The sequence below is a fragment of the Telluria sp. LT1R51-2 genome, assembly GCF_059685775.1.
This window is the reverse complement of record NZ_JCASIM010000002.1, coordinates 404,304-428,727: the sequence shown is the minus strand read 5'-3', so window position 1 is coordinate 428,727 and position 24,424 is coordinate 404,304. Positions and strand designations below refer to the sequence as shown.

The window sequence follows — 24,424 nt, the reverse complement described above, 5'->3', positions numbered from 1 at the left end:
TGGGGCGCTACTACTCAAGTCAAAGATAGGAGCCTTTCATGGCAAAGAAAATCATTGGCTTTATCAAGCTGCAAGTTCCAGCTGGTAAAGCAAACCCATCCCCACCGATCGGTCCAGCACTGGGTCAGCGCGGTTTGAACATCATGGAATTCTGCAAGGCGTTCAACGCCCAGACCCAGGGTGTCGAGCCAGGCATGCCAATCCCGGTTGTGATCACTGCATTCGCCGACAAGTCGTTCACCTTCGTGATGAAGACTGCCCCGGCAACGTACCTGATCAAGAAAGCCGCTGGCATCACCAAGGGTTCGGCCAAGCCGCATACCGACAAGGTTGCATCGCTGACCCGCGCTCAAGCTGAAGAAATCGCAAAAATCAAGCAGCCGGACCTGACCGCCGCCGACATGGACGCAGCAGTGCGTATCATCGCTGGCTCGGCACGTTCGATGGGCATCACGGTGGAGGGTCTGTAATGGCTAAGCTGTCCAAACGCGTCAAAGCTATCAAAGCTAAAGTAGACCGCAATAAAGTCTACGCCTTCGACAACGGTCTGTCGCTGGTTAAAGAATTCGCCACTGCCAAGTTCAACGAGTCGATCGACGTCTCGGTGCAACTGGGCGTGGACCCAAAGAAGTCGGACCAGGTGGTTCGCGGTTCGGTCGTGCTGCCAGCAGGCACCGGCAAGACCGTGCGCGTTGCTGTGTTCGCAACGGGCGAGAAGGCTGAAGCTGCACGTGCAGCCGGCGCCGACATCGTCGGTATGGAAGACCTGGCCGAGCGCGTCAAAGCCGGCGACATGCCTTTCGATATCGTCATCGCGTCGCCAGACACCATGCGTATCGTCGGTACCCTGGGTCAGATCCTGGGCCCACGCGGCCTGATGCCTAACCCGAAAGTCGGCACCGTGACCCCAGACGTCGCAACCGCCGTCAAGAACGCCAAAGCCGGTCAGGTCCAGTACCGTACCGACAAGGCAGGTATCGTTCACGCAACGATCGGCCGTGCATCGTTCACCGACGAAGATCTGAAGAGCAACCTGGTTGCGCTGATCGACGCCCTGAACAAAGCCAAGCCAACCACGTCGAAAGGTGTGTACCTTCGCAAGGTCGCCCTGTCGTCGACGATGGGTGCTGGCGTGCGCATCGATCACGCTTCGATCGCTGCTGCTTAATCAGCAAATTCAAGTCCTCGCGCCATTGGTGCGGGGCGATTCTTTGGGCTGTCGCAGTAACTGATCGCTGCGGCAGACAATCAAAGACCGTTGGGCCAAGTGCAGAGGTTGGGCATGCGGTTAAAAGACAACCCAACGCAGATGGTGTACCCGAACAAGTTTTGTAGTCCAGCTGCGTGAATTCATCCGCTCAGTTTAAGGCTTCTTAACTTCGGACGCCGTGTGTTCGAACCGATGTGAACATCTCGTTCTCATCATTTAAGGAGATTGACCGTGGGTCTTAATCTGAATGACAAAAAGGCCGTCGTCGAAGAAGTTTCCGCAAAAGTAGCATCTGCGCAAACCATCGTCGTCGCCGAGTACCGTGGCATCCAGGTTAGTCACTTGACCAAGCTCCGTGCATCCGCACGTGCCCAGGGCGTGTACCTGCGTGTTCTGAAGAACACGCTGGCTCGTCGCTCTGTCGAGGGCACGCAGTTTGCCTCGCTGGCTGATTCCATGACCGGTCCGCTGATCTATTCGATCTCGGACGATGCCGTTGCAGCAGCTAAAGTCATCAATGACTTCGCTAAAACCAACGACAAGCTGGTCATCAAAGCCGGTAACTACGCAGGTAAGCAGCTCGACGTAGCTGGCGTTACCTCGTTGGCAAGCATCCCATCCCGTGAAGTTCTCATCTCGCAGCTGTTGGGCGTTATGTTGGCTCCGGTGTCGGGCTTTGCACGTGGTCTGGCTGCCCTGGCAGCGAAAAAAGGCGAAGGTTCTTCCGAAGCAGCTCCGGCCGCAGAAGAAGCTCCTGCAGAAGCGTAAGCTTCCCTTTTTTTTCAAGTACCAACCTGAACTACATACAAATCAAAACTGGAGTTTCAAATGGCAATTAGCAAAGACGATATCCTGAACGCAGTGAGCGAAATGTCCGTCATGGACCTGAACGAACTGGTCAAGGCATTCGAAGAGAAGTTCGGCGTGTCGGCAGCTGCAATGGCAGCTCCTGCAGCCGGTGGTGGCGCTGGCGCCGCTGCTGCTGAAGAGCAGACCGAGTTCAACGTTGTTCTGACCGAAATCGGCGCGAACAAAGTCGGCGTCATCAAGGCAGTCCGTGAAATCACCGGTCTGGGCCTGAAAGAAGCCAAAGACGTCGTCGACGGCGCTCCTAAGACGGTCAAAGAAGCCCTGCCAAAAGCAGAAGCTGAAGCCGCCAAGAAGAAGCTGGAAGATGCAGGCGCCAAGGCTGAACTGAAGTAATACATAGGCAAAGGGTGCTGTTCGCAGCACCTGATGCGGGAGTCAAAGCTTGCAAAACTTGCCGGAAGGCGGGAATTGCGGCTTTGGCTCTTTTGTCGTCCCTGCGACAGACGTCGCCAAGGAATGACAGAATAGAGTCGGCAACACCGGCTCAGAAATATCGTAACACAGCAGTTTGCTTGTCCTTTTCATCTGGCGCGAAAGAGTAAAGACTTCAGGAATTGTGTGTGGTGGTGGCGCGTGCCACTGGCAAATCCTGAATTCTTCATCCTTTCTGTCACTCACGGAGTGTCCATGCACTACTCATTTACTGAGAAGAAGCGTATTCGCAAGTCGTTCGCGAAACGCGCCAACGTTCACAACGTTCCCTACCTGCTGGCTACCCAGCTGGAATCCTACGAGAACTTCCTCCAGGCTGATGCTGTCCCATCGGGACGCAAGGCCGAGGGTCTGCAGTCGGCTTTTTCTTCGATCTTCCCTATCGTGTCGCACAATGGTTTTGCGCGCCTCGAGTTCCTGTCGTATGTGCTGGGTGACCCTGCGTTTGACGTGAAAGAGTGCCAGCAGCGTGGCCTGACCTTCGCGTCGCCGCTGCGCGCCAAGGTGCGTCTGGTGATCCTGGACAAGGAATCGCCGACCAAGCCGGTCGTCAAGGAAATGAAGGAACAAGAAGTCTACATGGGCGAGCTGCCACTGATGACCACGAACGGTTCGTTCGTGATCAACGGCACCGAGCGCGTGATCGTGTCCCAGCTGCACCGTTCGCCGGGCGTGTTCTTTGAGCACGACCGCGGCAAGACGCACTCGTCGGGCAAGCTCCTGTTCTCGGCACGGATCATTCCTTACCGCGGCTCGTGGCTCGACTTCGAGTTCGACCCGAAAGACATCCTGTTCTTCCGCGTCGACCGTCGCCGCAAGATGCCAGTGACGATCCTGCTCAAGGCCATCGGCATGACGCCGGAACAGATCCTGGCTAACTTCTTCGTCTTCGACAACTTCGTCGTGCGCAACGACGGCGGCGAACTCGAGTTCGTCCCCGAGCGTCTGCGCGGCGAAGTCGCGCGTTTTGACATCGTCGATCCGAAGTCGGGCAAGACCATTGTCACCAAGGACAAGCGTATCAACGCGAAGCACGTCCGTGACATCGAAGCTGCCGGCATCAAGACCATCTCGGTCCCTGAAGACTACCTGCTGGGCCGCGTGCTGGCCAAGAACATCGTCGACCAGGACACCGGTGAAGTCATCGCTGTCGCCAACGACGAGCTGACCGAAGAACTGCTGGGCAAGCTGCGCGATGCAGACGTGACCGAAATCCAGACGCTGTACACCAACGATCTGGACCAGGGCGGCTACATCTCGCAAACCCTGCGCACCGACGACACCGCTGACCGCACCGCGGCGCGCGTGGCGATCTACCGCATGATGCGTCCTGGCGAACCGCCAACCGAAGAATCGGTCGAAGCGCTGTTCAACGGCCTGTTCTACATGCCGGAACGCTACGACCTGTCGGCTGTCGGCCGCATGAAGTTCAACCGCCGTATCGGCCGTGATGAACTGACCGGCGACATGACCATGTCGAACGAAGACATCCTGGCCGTGATCAAGATCCTCGTCGAGCTGCGCAATGGCCGCGGCGAAGTCGATGACATCGATCACCTGGGTAACCGTCGCGTCCGTTGCGTCGGCGAGCTGGCCGAGAACCAGTTCCGTGCTGGCCTGGTCCGCGTGGAACGTGCAGTCAAGGAACGTCTCGGCCAGGCCGAAGCGGACAACCTGATGCCGCATGACCTGATCAACAGCAAGCCGATTTCGGCCGCGATCCGCGAGTTCTTCGGTTCGTCGCAGCTGTCCCAGTTCATGGACCAGACCAACCCGTTGTCGGAAGTGACGCACAAGCGTCGCGTCTCGGCCCTGGGCCCTGGCGGTCTGACCCGCGAACGTGCTGGCTTCGAGGTGCGCGACGTGCATCCGACCCACTACGGCCGCGTGTGCCCGATCGAAACGCCTGAAGGCCCGAACATCGGTCTGATCAACTCGCTGGCACTGTATGCCCGCCTGAATGAATACGGCTTCCTGGAAACCCCGTACCGCAAGGTCGACGGTTCGAAGGTCACCGATCAGATCGATTACCTGTCGGCCATCGAAGAAGGCCGCTACATCATTGCTCAGGCAAACGCCGCGATCAATGAAAACGGCCAACTGATCGACGAGCTGGTCTCGTCGCGTGAAGCCGGCGAAACGATCCTGGTCTCGCCAGAGCGCGTCCAGTACATGGACGTTGCACCAGGCCAGATCGTGTCGGTTGCTGCCTCGCTGATTCCGTTCCTGGAACACGATGATGCGAACCGTGCACTGATGGGCGCCAACATGCAGCGTCAGGCCGTGCCTTGCCTGCGTCCTGAGAAGGCCGTTGTTGGTACCGGTATCGAACGCACCGTGGCAGTCGACTCGGGTACCACCGTGCAGGCACTGCGTGGCGGTATGGTCGACTACATCGATGCGGGCCGCGTCGTCATTCGCGTGAACGACGATGAAGCACAGGCTGGTGAAGTCGGCGTCGACATCTACAACCTGATCAAGTACACCCGTTCGAACCAGAACACCAACATCAACCAGCGTCCGATCGTGCAGGTTGGTGACCGCGTCGCCCGTGGCGACGTGATCGCCGACGGCGCATCGACCGACCTGGGCGAACTGGCCCTGGGTCAGAACATGCTGGTGGCGTTCATGCCGTGGAACGGCCTGAACTTCGAAGATTCGATCCTGATCTCGGAAAACGTCGTCAAGGATGACCGCTACACGTCGATTCACATCGAAGAGCTGTCGGTCGTCGCACGTGACACCAAGCTGGGCGCGGAAGAAATCACCCGCGACATCTCGAACCTGGCAGAAAACCAGCTGGCGCGCCTGGATGAATCGGGCATCGTCTACATCGGCGCCGAAGTGCAGGCTGGCGACGTGCTGGTCGGTAAGGTCACGCCAAAAGGCGAGACCCAGCTGACACCGGAAGAAAAGCTGTTGCGCGCGATCTTCGGCGAAAAAGCGTCGGACGTGAAAGACACCTCGCTGCGCGTGCCTTCGGGCATGGTCGGCACCGTGATCGACGTCCAAGTGTTCACCCGCGAAGGCATCCAGCGCGACAAGCGCGCCCAGCAGATCATCGATGATGAACTCAAGCGCTATCGCCTGGACCTGAACGACCAGATGCGTATTGTCGAGGGCGATGCCTTCGAGCGTCTGGAGCGCATGCTGATCGGCAAGATCGTCAATGGCGGTCCGAAGAAGATGGCCAAGGGCGCGGCGATCACTGCCGAATACCTGGCGGACCTGGACAAGTTCCACTGGTTCGACATCCGTCCGGCAGAAGACGACACCGCGAACGCCCTCGAAGCGATCAAGGAATCGATCAACGAGAAGCGTCACCAGTTCGATCTGGCCTTCGAAGAGAAGCGCAAGAAGCTCACGCAAGGCGACGAGCTGCAGCCAGGCGTGCAGAAGATGGTCAAGGTCTACCTGGCCGTCAAGCGCCGCCTGCAGTCGGGCGACAAGATGGCCGGTCGTCACGGTAACAAGGGTGTGGTCTCGCGTATCGTGCCAGTGGAAGACATGCCGTTCATGGCGGACGGTCGTCCTGCTGACGTCGTGCTGAACCCGCTGGGCGTGCCATCGCGCATGAACGTCGGTCAGATCCTGGAAACCCACCTCGGTTGGGCAGCCAAGGGCCTGGGCTGGCGCATCGGCGAAATGCTGCAGGCGCAAGCGAAGGCACAAGACCTGCGCGTGTTCCTGGACAAGATCTACAACGAAACCGGCCGCAAGGAAGATCTGGACAGCTTCAGCGATGAAGAGATCCTGACCCTGGCGGGCAACCTCAAGAACGGCGTGCCGTTCGCGACCCCGGTCTTCGATGGCGCCCACGAAGAAGACATTCGTCGTATGCTGGACCTGGCGTTCCCGGATGACATCGCTGCGAATCTCGGCATGACTCCGTCGAAGAACCAGGTCACGATGTTCGACGGTCGCACCGGCGAAGCATTCGAGCGCAAGGTCACCGTTGGCTTCATGCACATGCTGAAGCTGCATCACCTGGTTGACGACAAGATGCACGCGCGTTCGACTGGTCCGTACTCGCTCGTGACGCAGCAGCCACTGGGCGGTAAAGCCCAGTTCGGCGGCCAGCGCTTCGGTGAGATGGAGGTGTGGGCACTGGAAGCGTACGGCGCATCGTACGTGCTGCAAGAGATGCTGACTGTGAAGTCGGATGACGTGAACGGCCGTACGAAGGTCTACGAGAACCTGGTCAAAGGCGACCACGTGATCGAAGCCGGCATGCCAGAGTCGTTCAACGTGCTGGTGAAGGAAATCCGTTCGCTGGGTATCGATATCGATCTCGAGCGCAACTAAGCAGGCCAGCAAGGCCGCCAGCCTTCGGGCTGGCTCTTCGACCTTCGAAGTCGTCGCCCCCGGAGCAGTCCGGGGCCTAAGCCCGGTGAATCAGCCGGCACACTTGGATTCCCGCCTGCGCGGGAATGACGGTTTCTAGGGTCGGGGGTTTGCAAGCACTGGCGAAAATCAGTGAGGAGCTGGCGGCAAGCAAGTCAGTAAAGAATTCAATCACCTGGAGTGATACATGAAAGCACTGCTCGATCTATTCAAGCAAGTTCAGCAAAACGAAAGTTTCGACGCCATCAAGATTGGCCTGGCGTCGCCTGAAAAAATCCGTTCGTGGTCGTTCGGCGAAGTCAAGAAGCCGGAAACCATCAACTACCGCACGTTCAAGCCTGAGCGCGATGGCCTGTTCTGCGCCAAGATCTTTGGTCCTATCAAGGACTACGAATGCCTGTGCGGCAAATACAAGCGCCTGAAGCACCGCGGCGTGATCTGCGAGAAGTGCGGCGTTGAAGTCACGCTGGCCAAGGTGCGCCGTGAGCGCATGGGCCACATCGAGCTGGCCTCGCCAGTCGCGCACATCTGGTTCCTGAAGTCGCTGCCATCGCGTCTGGGCATGGTCCTGGACATGACGCTGCGGGACATCGAACGCGTGCTGTACTTCGAAGCATACGTCGTCACCGATCCAGGCATGACCCCGCTCAAGAAGAGCCAGATCATGTCGGAAGACGACTACGCCGCCAAGTACGAAGAGTACGGCGACGACTTCACCGCATTCATGGGCGCCGAAGGTATCCGTGAACTGCTGCGCTCGATCGACATCCACCGCGATGCCGACGCGCTGCGCGTGGAACTCAAAGAGTCGAAGTCCGAAGCCAAGATCAAGAAATACGCCAAGCGCCTGAAAGTGCTCGAAGCGTTCCAGCGTTCGGGCATCAAGCCTGAATGGATGATCATGGAAGTTCTGCCGGTCCTGCCGCCAGAACTGCGTCCGCTCGTCCCGCTGGACGGTGGCCGTTTCGCCACGTCCGACCTGAACGACCTGTATCGCCGCGTCATCAACCGTAATAACCGCTTGAAGCGCCTGATGGAACTGCGCGCACCAGAGATCATTACGCGTAACGAAAAGCGCATGCTGCAGGAAGCAGTCGACTCGCTGCTGGACAACGGCCGTCGCGGTAAAGCGATGACCGGCGCTAACAAGCGTCCGCTGAAGTCGCTGGCCGAGATGATCAAGGGTAAGGGCGGTCGTTTCCGTCAGAACTTGCTGGGCAAGCGCGTCGACTACTCGGGCCGTTCGGTCATCGTGGTGGGTCCACAGCTGAAACTGCACCAGTGCGGCCTGCCGAAACTGATGGCCCTGGAGCTGTTCAAGCCCTTCATCTTCAACAAGCTTGAACTGATGGGTCTGGCTACGACCATCAAGGCTGCGAAGAAGCTCGTCGAGGTTCAAGAACCGGTCGTGTGGGACATCCTTGAAGAAGTCATCAAGGAACACCCGATCATGCTGAACCGTGCGCCGACGCTGCACCGTCTGGGTATCCAGGCGTTCGAGCCGGTCCTGATCGAAGGCAAGGCCATCCAGCTGCACCCACTCGTCTGCGCGGCGTTCAACGCCGACTTCGACGGTGACCAGATGGCTGTCCACGTCCCGCTGTCGATCGAAGCACAGATGGAAGCACGTACGCTGATGCTGGCGTCGAACAACATCCTGTTCCCATCGAACGGCGAACCGTCGATCGTGCCGTCCCAGGATATCGTGCTGGGTCTGTACTACGCATCGCGCGAGGCAATCAACGCCAAGGGCGAAGGCATGATGTTCCCGGACGTGTCGGAAGTCATCCGCGCGTACGACAACAAGGAAGTCGAACTGGCGACCCGCATCACCGTGCGTATCGTGGAATTCCCACGCAACGCCGAAGGTGGCTTCGACCAGACCCTGACCCGCTACGAGACCACGGTCGGCCGTGCGATCCTGTCCGAGATCCTGCCAAAAGGCTTGCCATTCTCGGTGCTGAATCGTTCGCTGAAGAAGAAAGAAATCTCGAAGCTGATCAACACGTCGTTCCGCAAGTGCGGTCTGCGTGCGACCGTCGTGTTTGCCGACAAGCTGATGCAGTCGGGCTTCCGCCTGGCAACGCGCGCCGGTATCTCGATCGCCGTCGACGACATGATGATCCCGGACGTCAAGAAGGGCATGATCGCTGCCGCTGAAGCCGAAGTGAAACAGATCGAGCAGCAGTACAGCTCGGGTCTGGTCACCGCCGGCGAGCGCTACAACAAGGTCGTCGACATCTGGGGCAAGACCTCCGATGAAGTCGGCAAGGCGATGATGGACCAGCTGAAGATCGAGCCGGTCACCAAGCGTGATGGCACCGAAGGCACCCAGGAATCGTTCAACGCGATTTACATGATGGCCGACTCGGGCGCCCGTGGTTCGGCAGCCCAGATTCGTCAGCTGGCCGGTATGCGTGGTCTGATGGCGAAACCGGACGGTTCGATTATCGAAACGCCGATTACCGCGAACTTCCGCGAAGGCCTGAACGTGCTTCAGTACTTCATTTCGACCCACGGCGCTCGTAAAGGTCTGGCCGATACCGCGCTGAAGACCGCAAACTCGGGTTACCTGACCCGTCGTCTGGTCGACGTGACGCAGGATTTGGTGGTGATCGAGGACGATTGCGGCACCAACAACGGCACGCACATGAAGGCGCTGGTCGAAGGTGGTGAAGTCATCGAAGCCCTGCGCGACCGTATCCTCGGCCGTGTCACCGGTACCGATGTCGTCAATCCTGAAACCCAGGAAACCCTGTTCGAAGCCGGCACGCTGCTGGACGAAGACATGGTCGAAGAGATCGAACGCGTCGGCATCGACGAAGTGAAGGTCCGCACGCCACTGAACTGCGACACGCGCTTCGGCCTGTGCGCCAAGTGCTATGGCCGCGACCTGGGCCGCGGCATGCTGGTCAACAGCGGTGAAGCAGTCGGCGTCGTGGCAGCACAGTCGATTGGTGAGCCGGGTACCCAGCTGACCATGCGTACGTTCCACATCGGTGGTGCGGCATCGCGTGCAGCAGTGGCATCGTCGGTCGAAGCCAAGTCGAACGGTACGGTTCGCTTCACGGCAACCATGCGTTACGTCACCAACGGCAAGGGCGCGCAAATCGTCATTACCCGTTCGGGCGAAGTGCTGATCACGGACGATCATGGCCGTGAGCGCGAGCGTCACAAGGTGCCGTACGGTGCGACCCTGATCGTCAAGGATGGCCAGGCTGTCAAAGCTGGTATCGCCCTGGCAACGTGGGATCCGCTGACCCGTCCGATCATCACCGAGTACGCTGGTACCATCCGCTTCGAAAACGTGGAAGAGGGCGTCACCGTCGCTCGCCAGGTGGACGATGTGACCGGTCTGTCGACTCTGGTCGCGATCGATCCGAAGCGTCGTGGTTCGGCTGGCAAGGTGCTGCGTCCGCAGGTCAAGCTGCTGAACGAAGAGAACCAGGAAGTCAAGATCGCGGGCACCGAACACGCCGTGGCCATTGGTTTCCAGGTCGGCTCGCTGATCATGGTCAAGGACGGTCAGCAAGTGTCCGTCGGTGAAGTGCTGGCACGTATCCCGACTGAATCGCAGAAAACGCGAGACATTACCGGTGGTCTGCCACGCGTTGCCGAGCTGTTCGAAGCACGTTCGCCAAAAGACGCCGGCATGCTGGCGGAAGTCACGGGTACTGTCGCGTTCGGTAAAGAGACCAAGGGCAAGCAACGCCTTGAGATCACCGACATGGACGGCAACAAGCACGAGTTCCTGATCACCAAGGACAAGCAAGTGCTGGTCCACGATGGTCAAGTCGTGAACAAGGGCGAGATGATTGTCGACGGCCCGGCCGATCCGCAAGACATCCTGCGCTTGTTGGGTATCGAATCGCTGGCCCGCTACATCGTCGACGAAGTGCAGGACGTGTACCGTCTACAAGGCGTAAAGATCAACGACAAGCACATCGAGGTGATCGTTCGCCAGATGCTGCGTCGTGTTCAGATCGTCGAAGCAGGCGACACCGACTACATCATCGGCGAGCAGGTGGAGCGTTCGGAGCTGCTGGATCAGAACGACCGCATGAATGCGGTGGGCAAGCTGCCGGCAACGTACGAAAACGTGCTGCTGGGTATTACCAAGGCATCGCTGTCGACCGATTCGTTCATCTCGGCCGCATCGTTCCAGGAAACCACCCGCGTGCTGACCGAGGCGGCGATCATGGGCAAGCGCGACGGTCTGCGCGGCCTGAAAGAGAACGTCATCGTCGGTCGCCTGATCCCGGGCGGTACGGGTCTGGCATTCCACCGCGCTCGCAAAGAGAAGGAAGTGTGGGAAGCGGAAGAGCGCCAGGCACTGCTGCAGCAAGAGAAGGCCAATATGGCCGCCGAACTGCAAGCGATGGAAGACCAGCAAGTTGCTTCGGCTTCGGCTGAGCAGCACGACGACGGCGAGTAATCGTTTCGACTGTTAATTAATGTGAGTAGAGCGGCACCCTCTTGGGTGCCGCTTTTTTATTTATTTTTCGATTTTTTTTAATGTTTTCACAGCTGATATAGAATTAGCCATCACATCAAGACATTGAGATTTTTTGCAAAATAGCAACAAATTAGAAAATAATTGATATATCCGAATCATGGCACTTCCACTTCGAGCGAAAACAGATAAACTTGGTCGGTACTATACTTGCCAAAATGTAGGTAGCCTATTAATAGATCAAATGCCGAACATCGCGCCTCAGCGGGTATTAGATCTGGGTAGCGGCTCTGGAATCTTGTCGCGTGCGGCTGCCGTTAGATGGTCAAATGCCGAGTTTATAACAGTCGATGTGGATAGCAGTTTGCTTAACCCTCGAAATTTATCAGCTAACTCTATCGCACGCAATCATAAGCATCTATGCAGTGATGCGCTTAGCATAAATTTACCCACTTTACTGGCCAGCCAGCACGGGGAGATTCAAGCCGCAATATGTAACCCGCCATTCATTCTGCCTCAATGGAGAGATGGGTTCGCCAACATTTTGGAAGATGCAGGGTTTAGTAATTGCCTGCCGACGATAGCATCGGCAGATGCCGCTTTATTATTTCTAGCTCAAAATCTAAGATTGTTGGTAGAGGGGGCTACTTTAGGAATTATCCTTCCTGACTCATTGATCTCTGCAGAAAAATATCGATCATTTAGAAGTGCATTGATTACTCAATATCGAGTTCTAAAATCAATAAAATTGCCAAGAAATTCCTTTGTTGGGACTGACGCATTAGCGCATATATTAATAATATCGAAGTCTAAGCCAAATAGTAATTTTATAAACCTAGCTATTTTTGATTCAAAGTGTGGAATAGTTGAAGACTTGGATGTTGACTCGAAGGCCGCGATTGAAAGACTGGACTGCTCGTATCATGCAGTAAATAGCCATTTCAAGGGTGTTTCATTCCCAATGTCTTTAGTAATAGATTCATTGAAACGAGGTTCACTGTCGAGTTCCGCGGCTCGCACTATGAATTTCAAGGTTTTACACACAACAGATATCAATGGTGAAAAATTGGGGCAATGGATCGATTTTTCTAATTTTGGCGACTTAAACCTAGCTAGGGAGCTCGAAAATATGAATTTAATTTACGCTAAGCCGGGCGATATTGTATTAGCCCGTATTGGACGAAATCTAGAAAAAAAAATCGTAGGAATTAGTGCGGGCTACCCCGTGCTAACTGATTGCATGTATCGTCTACGTGTTTCGCCTATATATCGCAGATCGATTTTAACGCAGTTGAGCAGCGAAAGTGGCGCAGCATGGTTACGTGCTCGTGGATTCGGGGTTAGTGCGAAACAGTTATCAAAGTCGGGGCTTCTCGAATTCCCTATCGCACTATCAAATAAGTAATAAAAATCGGAAGAAAAGGCTATGGCAGACTTCGAAGAGCGGGCAGATCAATTACCACTTAACGTAATTGATGCAACATTGGCAGACGGACCAATTTTTAAGGATGCCAGAAGAAAGCTGATAAGCAAAGGAGCGAAACTGCTTATTGGACCGAGAGGGACTGGGAAAACGCACTTAATGAGATACACCTACATTAATGCTATAAAAACTCCCTCACAACCATTGGCGATCTACGCGAACTTTAGTAAATATTTAAATTTAGAGCCAATGCTTCAGAAGTCGCCAGATGCATTGAAACGATTTCACTCTTGGGTGGTTGCTAAACTTTTATTGTCATGTTTTGAGATGCTCGACGATGCCGCCTTGTCATCAACGACTTTATCAACAGCACATGAATATTTCGATAGACTAAAATTAGCTGAGTTGGTTTCACTATTAGAGCGGGGTGGCGGTGAAATTGAATACGAACGTTTCGGAAAGAAAATAACGATAACTCATGTCACATTTGCGGTTGATTATCTTTGTAGTACCCTAGGACGGGAGCGAGCAGTAATTTTCTTAGATGACGCTGCCTTAAGCTTAGCTCAGCCATACCTAGTAGCATTCTTTGAGATTTTTCGGCTGCTTAAGACAGAAACGATTTCACCAAAAGCCTCTGTATATCCGGGCTCTACGCAATATGGCCCAACTTTCCATGCCTCTCATGAAGCAGGAGAAATTGAGCTTTGGCTTTCTGTGGATGACCCTCAATATAGTGCAATTATGGGTGAAATCGCTCTAAAACGTATCGATGGGATTGATAAAGTAAATGCAGATACTCTTGAGCTATTAAAATATTTGGCATTTGGTATCCCGCGTGCGTATCTACGCCTGATCCGTGAATATATCGAAGCGGGAGGTAGCTCCACTCAGCAAAAGTTAAATAAAGTAATTGAGCGGCAAACGGATTTGATCGGAGCAGAATATGATTCGCTTAAAATCAAGCTCAGGCAATTTGGATCTATTATTGAAACCGGACGAGTTTTCTTTGATAGATCAGTTAATTTTGTTCGAGACGGCCAGACAAGCGAAGATGTAAAAAACATCGTTTTCGGCGTCAAGCAAGATGATGACAGAAATCCACTATCGGAAAGAATGTTTCGTTTTCTTATTGAGGTCGGAATGTTTTATCCAGTGCAAGCAGTCTCCCATGGAGTGAATAGAAAATACGATAGATTCATTCCACACTTTGCCTTTTTGTATCTTCACGGTGTGTTTAGAAAGGGTAGGGGCAGTTCTCCTAAAGATGTAAGTAACTACATGTCGCGACCTGCAGCGAAACAACCTATTCGTAAAAGTTTGGGCACTGTTCTATCTAAAGAAGAATTGACACAGATGAAGTTAGATCTGCCGTCTTGTCAGTCTTGCGGTGCCGGTCGTATCAACGACTCGCAGCGATTTTGCCATGAGTGCGGACAAGAGCTACTTTCTTCTTCTCTCTTTGAAGAATGCATGGGAATTCCGCTTGAACAGGTGCCTGATATAAGTAATGCACTCATCCGACGTATTCACAAAGATACCACAATACGTAATATTGGCCATGTCTATGCAGCTCAGAATCCTGCTCAAAATCTACAGCAGGCTTATTATGTGGGCCCGGTAAGGGCGACTGAAATAATAAGAAAAGTTACTGTGGTGGTTAATGAATTTTTATCATAACTATGACAAACGTAAAAAAGTTTCGTGCTGCTTTAATTTCTACTCGCACTGCTGCAATTCCCCAGTTGCAGACAGAATTATTATTTGATGTCGATCATTGCGATCCTTTAGGGTCGCCGTTAGACGAGTTTTTGGGGAGAATGAGTGAAATTAATAAATTGTCTCCACATCCAGATAAATTCAACGTTTATCAAGGCCAGTTACTATTACTCGGGGCCGTAGCTGCAGTAGAGAGTTTTATTAGAACAATATTCCGAAAAATTATAATGATCGACCCTGAGTCACAGGCGCGAGTACATCAGAAGGATATAGCTTATGGCGCGGCACTTCACATGTCTAGTGACTTACTGCCCGAAGCGTTGTTAGAAAGAGTATCATTTGTTGGTCGCGGGGCAATCATTGATGCTCTACGTGATATCTTGGGGGTGCGTGGGAATATCCCGGATGAATTAGATCAGGCAATGCAGGCCTATATGCGAATATGCCAATTACGTCATTGCGCTGTCCATCGCTTCGGAAAACTAGGAGCAAAAAATGCAATTGCACTAGGACTGGAAGCCCATAAAGAATTGATTGAAAAGCCCTTGAGATTCAATTATGCTTCCTTGCAAATAAGTGTTGCTGTCGCCACTGCTATGGCAAAAGTCCTGAACAACTTTCTGCTCAACGAAATTTTGTCACGGGTTCCTGCAGAAAACTGGACTGGAGATTATAGTCGAGATAGATTGATTTTTGACCGTTATTATAATCTATTTTCAGATAGAACTAGTTACTCTAAAACGCCCTCACCTCCAGATCTCTATGTTCAATTTTACAGTCAATTAGCAGACTGGCGTATTAGAAAAAATCGAACACCGCAAAGCTTTAAGAAATCTGTCGATGCGGGCGATGAAGAAATCTAAAGCAAGCTCCTGCCGAAGCAGAATTGAAGGGAATTATTAATGGATCATGAATATTCGGTGTTGGGTGGAGTAAATCGCGCTACTGTTGGCAGATATTTAAGTATTGCTGCCTCTGTAATTGCTGCCTTAATTGGCGCGGCAGTTGTATTTTTTGTCGAGATTGCAAAAAAATATGGGTTCAATGAATATATACCTGGGCTGGTACTTTGGCCATTGACCGCCGGATTTATCTACACCGTACTTTACTGGTGGTTCGAATCTGCAGCATGGAAATGGCCCAAATTATCCAGCTTATTAAAAGTGCCGAATATAGCTGGAACATGGGAATGCAGCGGCCAAAGCCGATTTTCTGATGGCAATGCTGGGGAAGTTTGGAACGGTGAGATCAAGATAAATCAAAGTTGGGACAAATTGCGTGTGACTCTTAAAACTAAGCGGGCAGGCTCTACCAGTATTGCAGCAGCGCTCGTGAGCGACCAAACAGGCGGATTTCGTTTATTGTACAATTATAAAAATGACCCGAACATCGACGAGCCTTTGCTCATTGCTCATAGAGGGGCGGCAGAGTTGGTTTTTTCGGAAGATCTTAATTCTGCGGAAGGTAGCTATTTTAATGGTTATGGTCATTACACATTTGGCGTCATGAAGTTAAAACGCAAGTAAAGCATTTTCCTATTCTTCACAGCGTCCAATAATGATTTTTTCATGTTCCTTCCGGGTTAAGACCTCGTCCGCATAGATTCTTTTTCAAAAAATGCAACAGCTACGCGTAGTCGATACATAAATCCTTCTCACTTGTGGGTATTGGGGCGAAATACCTTCGACTAGATGAGTTATCGCGTTTGCATTTTCATGTTGAGAAGTGTCGATACTAGCGAATTCGCACGTGAAAGATGCCATGGTCATATTTAGTGGCGATTTTTATGATTTGGCTCGTATTGACTCGGGTTCTTGGTGATACAGCAATTTTAGAAGGCAAGGAATACTTACATTTACTCCGCCAAGCGTGAGTCAGCCGAACACCCCCTCTGCATGGAATGGTCTACACTCACTTGTCTTTTCAATATCCCGAAATTTTGCCAAGGAGTGAACCATGAACAAACAATGGATGAGTGCTGTCCTGTTCGGCGCCGTGTGCGCCTCCGCCAGCGCTGCCGACATGTCGGTCACGCTGAAAATGGCCACCGATAAAGGCGAAGGCGCCAGCATCGGTACCGTGAAGATCAGCGAAAGCCAATACGGCGTCGTGTTCACTCCCGAGCTCAAGGACCTGACCCCGGGCCTGCACGGCTTCCACGTGCACGCCAACGGCAGCTGCGCACCGAACCAGGCCGATGGCAAGACCGTCCCTGCAGGCGCCGCCGGCGGTCACCTCGACCCAGCCAACACCAAGAAACACAGCACCCCATGGGGCGATGGCCACCTGGGCGATCTGCCAGGCTTGAGCGTGGACGCCAAAGGCATGGCCACCAACCCAGTGCTGGCACCGCGCATGAAGATGGCAGACCTCAAGGGCAAGGCCCTGATGGTGCACGTCGGTGGCGACAACCACGCCGATCATCCAGCACCGCTGGGTGGTGGCGGCGCCCGCATGGCTTGCGGCGTGATCCAGTAATCCGCTAAAAGAACAAGCAGCAAACACACAGGGCCCATCGCTTGGACAACAAGCGATGGGCCCTGTCTCATTTCAACTCTTCGTTACGGCTGCGGATTCCAGCCTTCTCCGGCCCCAAACGCCGAGAATACCTGGGCGCGGGTCCCAAAACCGGCTTCGACCTCATCGGCGCGCAGCAGGTAGCCACCAACGCGGCGCGACAGGTCCAGCGGCACGCCGGCAAGATCGGTGCTGCCATATTCGCGCCAGCCACTCACCGCATTGGGCACCACCGGATTGGGTGCGGGCTGGCTGTTCACGCCCAGCCCGGCCCAACCTGCGGGCGCCACATGCCGGTCCATCCGGGTGTTGATGAACGCGATGTTGTCATAGCTCGCGGTGCCGCCCGGGCTGCGCGCCAGCCAGGTGGCGCCGTCCGGCACCTCGCTCTTGAGCGGGCCGCGGCCCGGGCCACGCGTCAGCGCGCTGTTGAGGAAGACAAAGCCCTTGTCGGCCGGATTGATCACGCGTGCCTGCAGCACGTAACCGCCGCTGGTCGGGCTGGCGGTGTCGCCGATCGTGCGGATCTCGCTTTCTTCGAACAGCGCGGCGCGGCTGCCGCCCCAGATGAAGTCGACGTTGCCCGATACCAGGCTGCGGTAGAACCAGTTGAAGCCTTTCAGATTGAGCGTGTCCTGCTCGCTGTAGAACGCGCTGTTTTTCGCGATCAGGCGGCCACCGTCATTATTGAAGTACAGCGTTTCGGCCTGACCGGTGGTGGGGCCGCGCAGCGTCGTGTTGTCGATGCTGAGGGTATCGAGCACGAGCATGTCCGACGTCTCGACCAGCATCACGGCGCGTCCGCCGGTCGCCGCTGCGGCAGCATTTGCCACTTGGCTGGCACCGGTAAATGGATTGAGCGTGTTGTGGTTGGTATAGCGGATGACGACACCATCACGGCTCTGGCCCACGATGCTGACATTGTCCTTGCCACGCAAAAAGAGCAGCTCCTCGTACGCGCCGTTCATCACCCGGATCGTCACCGGCTCGGCCCGGGCGAAGTTCTGCATCGCATAAGTGAGCGCCCCCTGCACGGTGCGGAAATCGGCCACGCCATCGTCATCCACCGTTACGCTCGCGCCACTTGGCGCAGCCGCGCGGGTGGTGAATGCCCATCCACCAGCCTTGCCGATGCCCCGGAACGGCACACCGCCAAGGCTGGTGCCGGTGAAGACGCCGTCGGCGATCGCCACGTAATAGCCCGTGTTGTAATCCAGCTTGTTGCTGTGCAGCTTGATGGTCACCGCGTTGCCGGCAATCTGGATCGGCGTCGTATTCACCTTGCGGATCTGGTCCTGGCCCGGATAACCGAGCATGTCGGTTTCACCGGTCAGCCTGATCACGTCCACCAGCGCATCGTCCGCCTGACGGAAGACCCGGATCGTGCCGCCCGTGCCGAGGACTGGCGGCTTGTCGAACACCAGCTTGAGCGTGCTGTCGACGTAGGCGGCACCTTCCATCGCGGCCGGCACGGCGACGCCGTCGAGCTGGTACACCTGGGTCGGCTGGACGAATTGTGGCGACACCGTCACTGCGATCGAGCGCGTCGTGGTCGCATCCGAACCGGCGCGGAACAGGATGTCGGCCGTGCCCGCGCCCACCGGCGTGATCGTGGCCACCGCGCCGTCGAGCGTGACGGTGGCCACCGCAGGATTGCTCGACGCGGCGGTGAAGCTGTCGGGCGTGCCGTCGGCCGCCACCGCATTGACCTGCACCTGCAGTGGGGCGTCGCCTGCTTCAGCGGCCCAGGTCGGCGTGCCGGGGGCAAGCGTCAGCTGCACCGGTTTCATGCGCGGATCGCCAATGCGCACGTCGTCGATCTGGAAGCTCTTGTTGGCCGTGTACAGGCCGACCCGTCCGCGCGCGGCAAAGCTGCTGTCGGTCACCGAGCCGAGGTTTTCACCGTCGAGATAGACCGTCAGCGTGGCGCCGACCATCTCGAACCGCACTGTATAGAACTGCGCATCCATCGCGATCGGTTTGCGCACCGCGCGCTGCCGGTTGAGTGCGCCAGCGAGCAGCTTGACGATTTCGACCTGGGTGCTGGTGGTGGCATTCTGCACGTTCAGGCCGGCGCCGTACCAGTTGTTGACATCGACGTAGCGCGTGACCAGGAACAGGAACTTGTTCCCGGTGGTGCCGTTAGTCATCGGCCGGATGCGGGCTTCGACGAAGTAGTCGCCCGACGGCACGGCGCCCATCTCGCTGTCCTTGATCAGGGCCAGCACGCCGCCGGTGGTGGCTGCCGTGTATTGCAGCACCTTGTTGGCGCTGCCAGCAGCTTCCGTCACCACGCTGAAGGTGCCGTTCGGGCCTGGCAATGGCTTCAGGTCCCATTTGGCGCTGCCACCGTTCTGGAAGTCGTCGCAGAAGTAGAAGCCGGTCGCGGGGCAGGCCAGCGTCGGGCCGGTATCGACGACGACCTTGCCGGTGCCGCTGATGGTCGTTACCAGCTTGCCGCCGCCAGCCTGCGCCAGCGCGTTGGCCTTGACCAGCGGGATCGGCCGCGCGCTGAAGGCGTACGGCGGAGTCCAGGTGACGGTCGTCGGCACGCCGCAGGCGCCGAGCGGTTTAGCGTTGAGCAGCGAACCGGTGTCCTTGAAGGCGCCGGGAACCGTGCCGCCGAAATTCTCGACGACATCGCTGCAGGCGGTGGCGCCAGCAACTTCAAACACATTGTTGTTCGACAGGATCTTGGCGGCGTGGCCCACGCCAACGTAATAGCTGGTGGCATAGACCGGGTGCGACGTCGAACCGGCATAGTAGTTGTTGAACAAGTGCACCTGGCCATAGCGCACGCGCGGTGCGCGGCTGGTGACGTCGCGGAACACGTTGTTGCTGAACGTGACGCGCAGCTTGCCCTCGTCAGCCGTTGCACCGTCGCCGCTGCCGACCAGGTTGTTCTTGTTGTGCTCGCCGAAGACGTTGTACGACACGGTGACGTAGTCGGACGCGTTCGTGATATCGACCGCGCCGTCATGGCACTGCTTCACCTTGCCATTCTCGACAGGCAGGAAATTGTCGGTGCGCGGAACGTCGGTAAAGCTGTTGTGGTCGATCCAGACATGGCTCGAACCCGTCACGGCGATGGCGTCGAAGGCGCTGTTCCAGTTGCCGCTCGAGCCGTCGTTCGGGTCCCAGACGGGCGCGACGTCGCACGGATTGACGAGCTTGAGGTTGCGGATGATGATTTGCGAGACGTTCGACAGGATAATGTGGCCGTTGACGATGCCCGCATTGGCGCCGCCGATCAGCGTCGTATTGCTTTTCAGGCGCACCGCGCCGCGCGCCGCCTGGTCCGCGTTGCTGGCGTAGGGCTGGCCTTCGCTCATGTCGAGCACGCCAACGAGCTTGATGATCTTGTTGTCGACGCCGCCGTTCTGGATCGCCGCCAGCAGCTGGGCGCGGTTGGTGACCGTGTAGATCTGGGATTCGACGGCATTCGCGCCGCCGATCGTGCCGCCGGCCTGGCTGGCCCAGCCATCGGCGGGGGCGCTCTGGCGCGCCGGATCGACGGCGGCCGCAGCGTGTCCGCTGCTGGCGAAAAGTAGCGCAGCGCACAGCGCTGCATGCAAACGTGGATAGTGCATGTGGTTCTCCTGGTGGAGGAAATGAGGCCGCGAGCCCGCCGCCGCGCTTGAAGCGCTGCCGGACTGTCGTTGCATGGCGAGAGACGCGAGGTCAGGCGCGTGGTTTGCGTCCGTTGCGTCCGTTTTGCACGAGCGCGAGTGCAGTCAGGCCGCCCAGCAGGATTGCGGGCGCGCCGGGTTCAGGCACCGCCACCGCCGTACCGGTTTCGAGGCGCGCGCTCAGTGAACCGAATTCGCTCCAGTCGACTCCGCTCAGGTCGAGCGCGATCGTGTGACTGTCGATGATCGACAGGCCTGGAATGCCAGTGACCCCGCTGGCGCCGGTCAATGTGAACGCCGTGACTGGCAATGCGCCGCCAAGATCGAAACGCATGCTGTAATCGCCGGGCGCGACGGCATAGTTGGCGATCACGGTCAGCATGCCGTCAGCGGAAAAGTCGATCCCGAACAGGAAATCCGACGTGAAGAACTCCACGCCGGTGTCGGTAGGATCGAGCTTGCTGGTATTGGAGCCCGGTTCGGCCGCGAAGCCGTGATCCAGTCCGAGCATGCCGTCGGCGGCGCCGTTGTAGGTGGCGGTGATGCTGGCGTCTTGCAGCATCACGGGCGCCGCGTGCACGGCCCCCTGGCCCAGTGCGACGAGCGCAAGGGCTTGCAGTAGATAGTTGGTTTTCAAGATGTCTCCGGCTTGGTTTTTTTTAACTGCGAAGAAGGCTCGATGTCAGAGCCCGTGCCGATCTGGTTGATGCGTCAGGCCACCGGACGATGCATCGCGCCTAACCGGTTCATCGATTCTAGATTGGCCCAACCAAATTCGCAAGTTGGTAAACCAAGACAAGAGATTATTACAACAATTTTAATGGTTGACGCCAGGTAGCCCAGCGTCAGTTCAACCAGCGAATCCGCTTCAACTCGGCTTTGACGAACGCGTAGATCACCGGCGCGGCAACCATGCCAGCGGGGCCGAACATGATTTCGAACGCGAACAGCACGATGAGCAGTTCCCAGACTTTCGCGCCGATGCGATGACCCTGAATCCGCGCGCTCAGGAAATATTCCAGCTTGTGGATGACGAGGAGGAACACTGCTGAAATAACGGCGGCCGGAAACGCGACACTCAGCGCGATCGTGCAGATCAGGGTGTTCGACACGATATTGCCCACGACGGGCAGCAGACCAAAGAGGAACGTCGCCAGGATGAGGGTCTTGACGTAGGGCAGATTCCAGCCCAGTGCCGGCATCACGGCTAACAGGTACACCCCCGTCAGTGTGGCGTTGATGGCGGCAATCTTGGTCTGGGCCCAGGCCACGTTCCTGAAAGCGGTAGCCAGCATGCTCCAGTGACGGTGCCAGGTCCTGTAGAACACGGAATGTCTTGTTTCGTCGGTCGGTGTGACGGTAATGCTCACCGCGGCAAGTACCCCCGTGATCCAGCCGATCACGGTCAACAGCAGGCTGCGCAGGATGCCCGAGCCAATGCCCGCGACCGCATTGACATGCTCTTTCAGGGTGTCCGACGCCAGTTCGCGCATCTCGAAGAGTGATTGCGGCACGTACTCGGCCAGCGCCGGCGGCAGGAACTGCTTGATCTGCGTGATCGTCTCGGCCACCTTCAGCGAGAACGCACGCAACGATTCGCCCTCGAGCAACCGGACCACCAGAACGCTGATGATGGCGAGCACAGCGATCGACCCCAGGCCGACCACGAAGCTGGCAATGAATTCATGCGAGCGCAGCTTTTTGTACAGGTCACGCGTGCGCAGGACGCTCAGCAGGCCGCGCGTGAGCACGAATGCCAGAAGGCCGGCCAGCAGCGCTGGTACCGCGTGCAGCATCAGGGCTAGAAGCAGGCAAACGACGAAGATCGCGGTCGCGGCGTCGCGCGGAAGGTTGAATTTATAAGTGGTCATGAAATCCTGTTAGCGAAGCGCATTTGCCAGCTGGGCTTGTCGTAGGTCGGGCGGATGAATGGACGTGCCACTTGGCAAGAGCTCAACGGCAATAACAGTCTTCTTCAAAGTTGCTCAAAGAAATAGTTGAGTGTGGTGATTCGCAGTGGATTACTTACCGCATATGCCGTGGTGGAATACAAGAAAGTAACTGTCGGTAAACTTTACATAGGACTAGTCCTACAAAAATTGATTTTTGGTAAGTGTCTGTATTTGCTTGTTAATTTCCTACTGGCATAAAGATTGCTATAAGTAATTTTGTTGCAATTTAATCCAAAACCGGAAACCCATAATGAAAATCAAATTAGTTGTCGCCAGCCTTTTCTTCGCCGTTGCCAGTCTGAGCGCACACGCCACTACTGTCGATTTCCGTACCTTAGCGATTGGAACGGCTGTGACGAACCAGTACCAGGATTTCACTGCTTCGCTCAGCGGCGGCAATGCTTCAGGTGCGCCGACCATTGCCTACTATACCGACCCCACTTCCATCGCTGGTGGCCTGTCGAACAGCCCGACTAATGGCCAATACCCAACCGCTCAGTTCATCAACATCAAATTTACTTCTGCAGTCGATGCACTATCGTTCAATTTCGACAATGAAGGTTACAACGGCCTCAATGCATGGTTTACATACGACGCCAACAATCAGCTTCTTGAGACTGGCGCACTTGCGACCCGCGATTTGATTACTGCACTGCAGTTTGGTACTGGTGGTATCAGTTCAATCAGCTTCAGCAATGGCTTCGCTACTGGCGAAGGTAACTGGACGCAAGCGTTGTCCATCCTGAACTACAACTTCGCCCCGATCCAGGCTGACGTTCCCGAACCAGCCAGCAGCATGCTGTTGGGTCTTGGTCTGGCTGGTCTGGCTGCTGCTCGCCGCCGCAAGTCGATCTGATCCTTTTCCACTGGTGGTCCCGATAGCAGCACTCGTCTGCTGTCGAGACCATGCACTGGTCAGCGCTTGTCGATCGTGAAATCTGCGACGCTGACGTGACAGCTGGTGTATCGAGCGTCTGACGTCGGCGTTTTCAAGCGCCGTTTTATCCGTCGCTGGCCTGTTCCCGCAACCACGCCAGCGCCGACGCTGCGCTGTTCAACACCGAGATATGTCCGTCATCCGGCCGCTGCCACAGCCGCGCCGAGCGGCAGCTGCGCGCCAGCCACTCGCTATGCGCACATGGCACCACGCGGTCCTGCGCCCCATGCACCAGCAGCACCGGCTGCACGATGCGCGCGCAATCGAAGCCCCATGGCGCGACATACGCCAGGTCGTCGTCGATCAGGCCTCCCGGGCCTTCGCTGAGCGCCGGCCGGACCACGCTGTCGAACCACGACCAGGTGCCCGACAGCTCGGCCCAGTCCTCGGGCGTGAACATCTCGCGATCGAATTCCTGATTGAGCCCTTCGTGCTGCACCTTGGCCGCATGCCCCTGCGCAGCGGCCCGCAGCGCTGCCGCGCCCGATGCCGTCATCCCATTAAACCAGTCCAGGCGTGCCGCATCGAACGGCGCCAGGCCCGCGATGCTGACGGCGGCGATGACGCGCTTGGGCAGCAGCGCGGCGCAGGCCAGCGCGTGCGGCCCGCCGCCCGAATGCCCCATCACGGCGAAGTGCTCGATCCCTAGCTGGTCGGCGATGCGCGCGACGTCTTCGGCGCACGAGGCGACATCGCGGCCGCTCTTCGCGCTCGAGCCGCCGTAGCCGGGCCGGTCGTAGCCGATCCAGCGGATGCCCATTTCGAGTGCGGCAGCAAACAGCGGGGCGGGCGGCTTGCCGATGTTTGGCGTGCCGTGGTGCCAGAATACGGTCAGCTCGGCTTCCTCGAACTCCGGCTTCCAGTCGTAATAGTGCAGCACCCGGCCATCGCCCAGCGTCAGTTCGTTCTCCTGCATTACATGCCTTTCATCGCTCGAT

The 24,424-nt window shown here is 56.5% G+C and carries 16 protein-coding genes; 12 read left to right on the top strand and 4 right to left on the bottom strand.

Annotation, left to right across the window (positions count from 1 at the left end; genetic code table 11):
* Positions 1 to 38 precede the first annotated feature (38 nt).
* The 11 genes from rplK to sodC all read left to right on the top strand — a co-directional run bounded on the left by rplK (position 39) and on the right by sodC (position 16,929).
* Positions 39 to 470: a 50S ribosomal protein L11 gene (gene rplK / locus AC56LH_RS20055; RefSeq protein ID WP_258837103.1), complete on the top strand. Its 432-nt coding sequence runs from the start codon at positions 39 to 41 to the stop codon at positions 468 to 470.
* The gene (rplA, locus tag AC56LH_RS20050; RefSeq protein ID WP_183554438.1) at positions 470 to 1,168 is read left to right on the top strand and encodes a 50S ribosomal protein L1; all 699 of its coding nucleotides are present in this window, start codon (positions 470 to 472) and stop codon (positions 1,166 to 1,168) included. Before rplK ends, rplA begins: the two co-directional genes overlap by 1 nt.
* A 273-nt stretch (positions 1,169 to 1,441) precedes the next feature.
* Positions 1,442 to 1,978 (top strand): 50S ribosomal protein L10, encoded by a 537-nt coding sequence (rplJ, locus tag AC56LH_RS20045; protein WP_183554436.1) that lies wholly within the window; start codon positions 1,442 to 1,444, stop codon positions 1,976 to 1,978.
* Positions 1,979 to 2,038: 60 nt separating this feature from the next.
* Complete coding sequence (gene rplL / locus AC56LH_RS20040) at positions 2,039 to 2,413, top strand: 50S ribosomal protein L7/L12 (RefSeq protein ID WP_183554434.1); 375 nt, start codon at positions 2,039 to 2,041, stop codon at positions 2,411 to 2,413.
* A 294-nt stretch (positions 2,414 to 2,707) separates the two neighbouring features.
* On the top strand, positions 2,708 to 6,817 hold the full coding sequence (rpoB, locus tag AC56LH_RS20035; RefSeq protein ID WP_183554432.1) for a DNA-directed RNA polymerase subunit beta: 4,110 nt from the start codon (positions 2,708 to 2,710) through the stop codon (positions 6,815 to 6,817).
* 226 nt (positions 6,818 to 7,043) lie between these two features.
* Positions 7,044 to 11,291, top strand: coding sequence for a DNA-directed RNA polymerase subunit beta' (gene rpoC, locus AC56LH_RS20030; protein WP_183554430.1), 4,248 nt, complete (start codon positions 7,044 to 7,046; stop codon positions 11,289 to 11,291).
* A gap of 178 nt (positions 11,292 to 11,469) precedes the next feature.
* Positions 11,470 to 12,714 (top strand): N-6 DNA methylase, encoded by a 1,245-nt coding sequence (locus tag AC56LH_RS20025; RefSeq protein ID WP_499649076.1) that lies wholly within the window; start codon positions 11,470 to 11,472, stop codon positions 12,712 to 12,714.
* A 21-nt stretch (positions 12,715 to 12,735) separates the two neighbouring features.
* On the top strand, positions 12,736 to 14,412 hold the full coding sequence (locus AC56LH_RS20020; protein ID WP_499649074.1) for a hypothetical protein: 1,677 nt from the start codon (positions 12,736 to 12,738) through the stop codon (positions 14,410 to 14,412).
* A 2-nt stretch (positions 14,413 to 14,414) separates the two neighbouring features.
* On the top strand, positions 14,415 to 15,314 hold the full coding sequence (locus AC56LH_RS20015) for a hypothetical protein (RefSeq protein WP_499649072.1): 900 nt from the start codon (positions 14,415 to 14,417) through the stop codon (positions 15,312 to 15,314).
* Between the two features lie 39 nt (positions 15,315 to 15,353).
* Positions 15,354 to 15,977, top strand: coding sequence for a Cap15 family cyclic dinucleotide receptor domain-containing protein (locus AC56LH_RS20010; protein ID WP_499649070.1), 624 nt, complete (start codon positions 15,354 to 15,356; stop codon positions 15,975 to 15,977).
* A gap of 430 nt (positions 15,978 to 16,407) precedes the next feature.
* A complete protein-coding gene (gene sodC, locus AC56LH_RS20005; RefSeq protein WP_499571485.1) occupies positions 16,408 to 16,929 on the top strand; it encodes a superoxide dismutase [Cu-Zn] SodC in 522 nt (173 codons plus the stop codon).
* 83 nt (positions 16,930 to 17,012) lie between these two features.
* Here the strand turns inward: sodC and AC56LH_RS20000 are convergent, their stop codons facing one another.
* From AC56LH_RS20000 to AC56LH_RS19990, 3 genes are all read right to left on the bottom strand, one after another.
* A complete protein-coding gene (locus tag AC56LH_RS20000) occupies positions 17,013 to 20,558 on the bottom strand; it encodes a pectinesterase family protein (protein WP_499649068.1) in 3,546 nt (1,181 codons plus the stop codon).
* Positions 20,559 to 20,649: 91 nt separating this feature from the next.
* A complete protein-coding gene (locus AC56LH_RS19995; RefSeq protein ID WP_499649066.1) occupies positions 20,650 to 21,234 on the bottom strand; it encodes a hypothetical protein in 585 nt (194 codons plus the stop codon).
* A 208-nt stretch (positions 21,235 to 21,442) separates the two neighbouring features.
* On the bottom strand, positions 21,443 to 22,468 hold the full coding sequence (locus AC56LH_RS19990; RefSeq protein WP_499649064.1) for an AI-2E family transporter: 1,026 nt from the start codon (positions 22,466 to 22,468) through the stop codon (positions 21,443 to 21,445).
* 331 nt (positions 22,469 to 22,799) lie between these two features.
* Between AC56LH_RS19990 and AC56LH_RS19985 the strand changes: the two genes are divergently transcribed.
* Positions 22,800 to 23,405, top strand: a complete 606-nt coding sequence (locus AC56LH_RS19985; protein WP_499649062.1) for a PEP-CTERM sorting domain-containing protein — start codon at positions 22,800 to 22,802, stop codon at positions 23,403 to 23,405.
* Positions 23,406 to 23,550: 145 nt separating this feature from the next.
* On the opposite strand, the gene AC56LH_RS19980 is transcribed toward AC56LH_RS19985, so the two are convergent.
* The gene (locus AC56LH_RS19980; RefSeq protein WP_499649060.1) at positions 23,551 to 24,402 is read right to left on the bottom strand and encodes an alpha/beta fold hydrolase; all 852 of its coding nucleotides are present in this window, start codon (positions 24,400 to 24,402) and stop codon (positions 23,551 to 23,553) included.
* Positions 24,403 to 24,424: the final 22 nt, after the last annotated feature.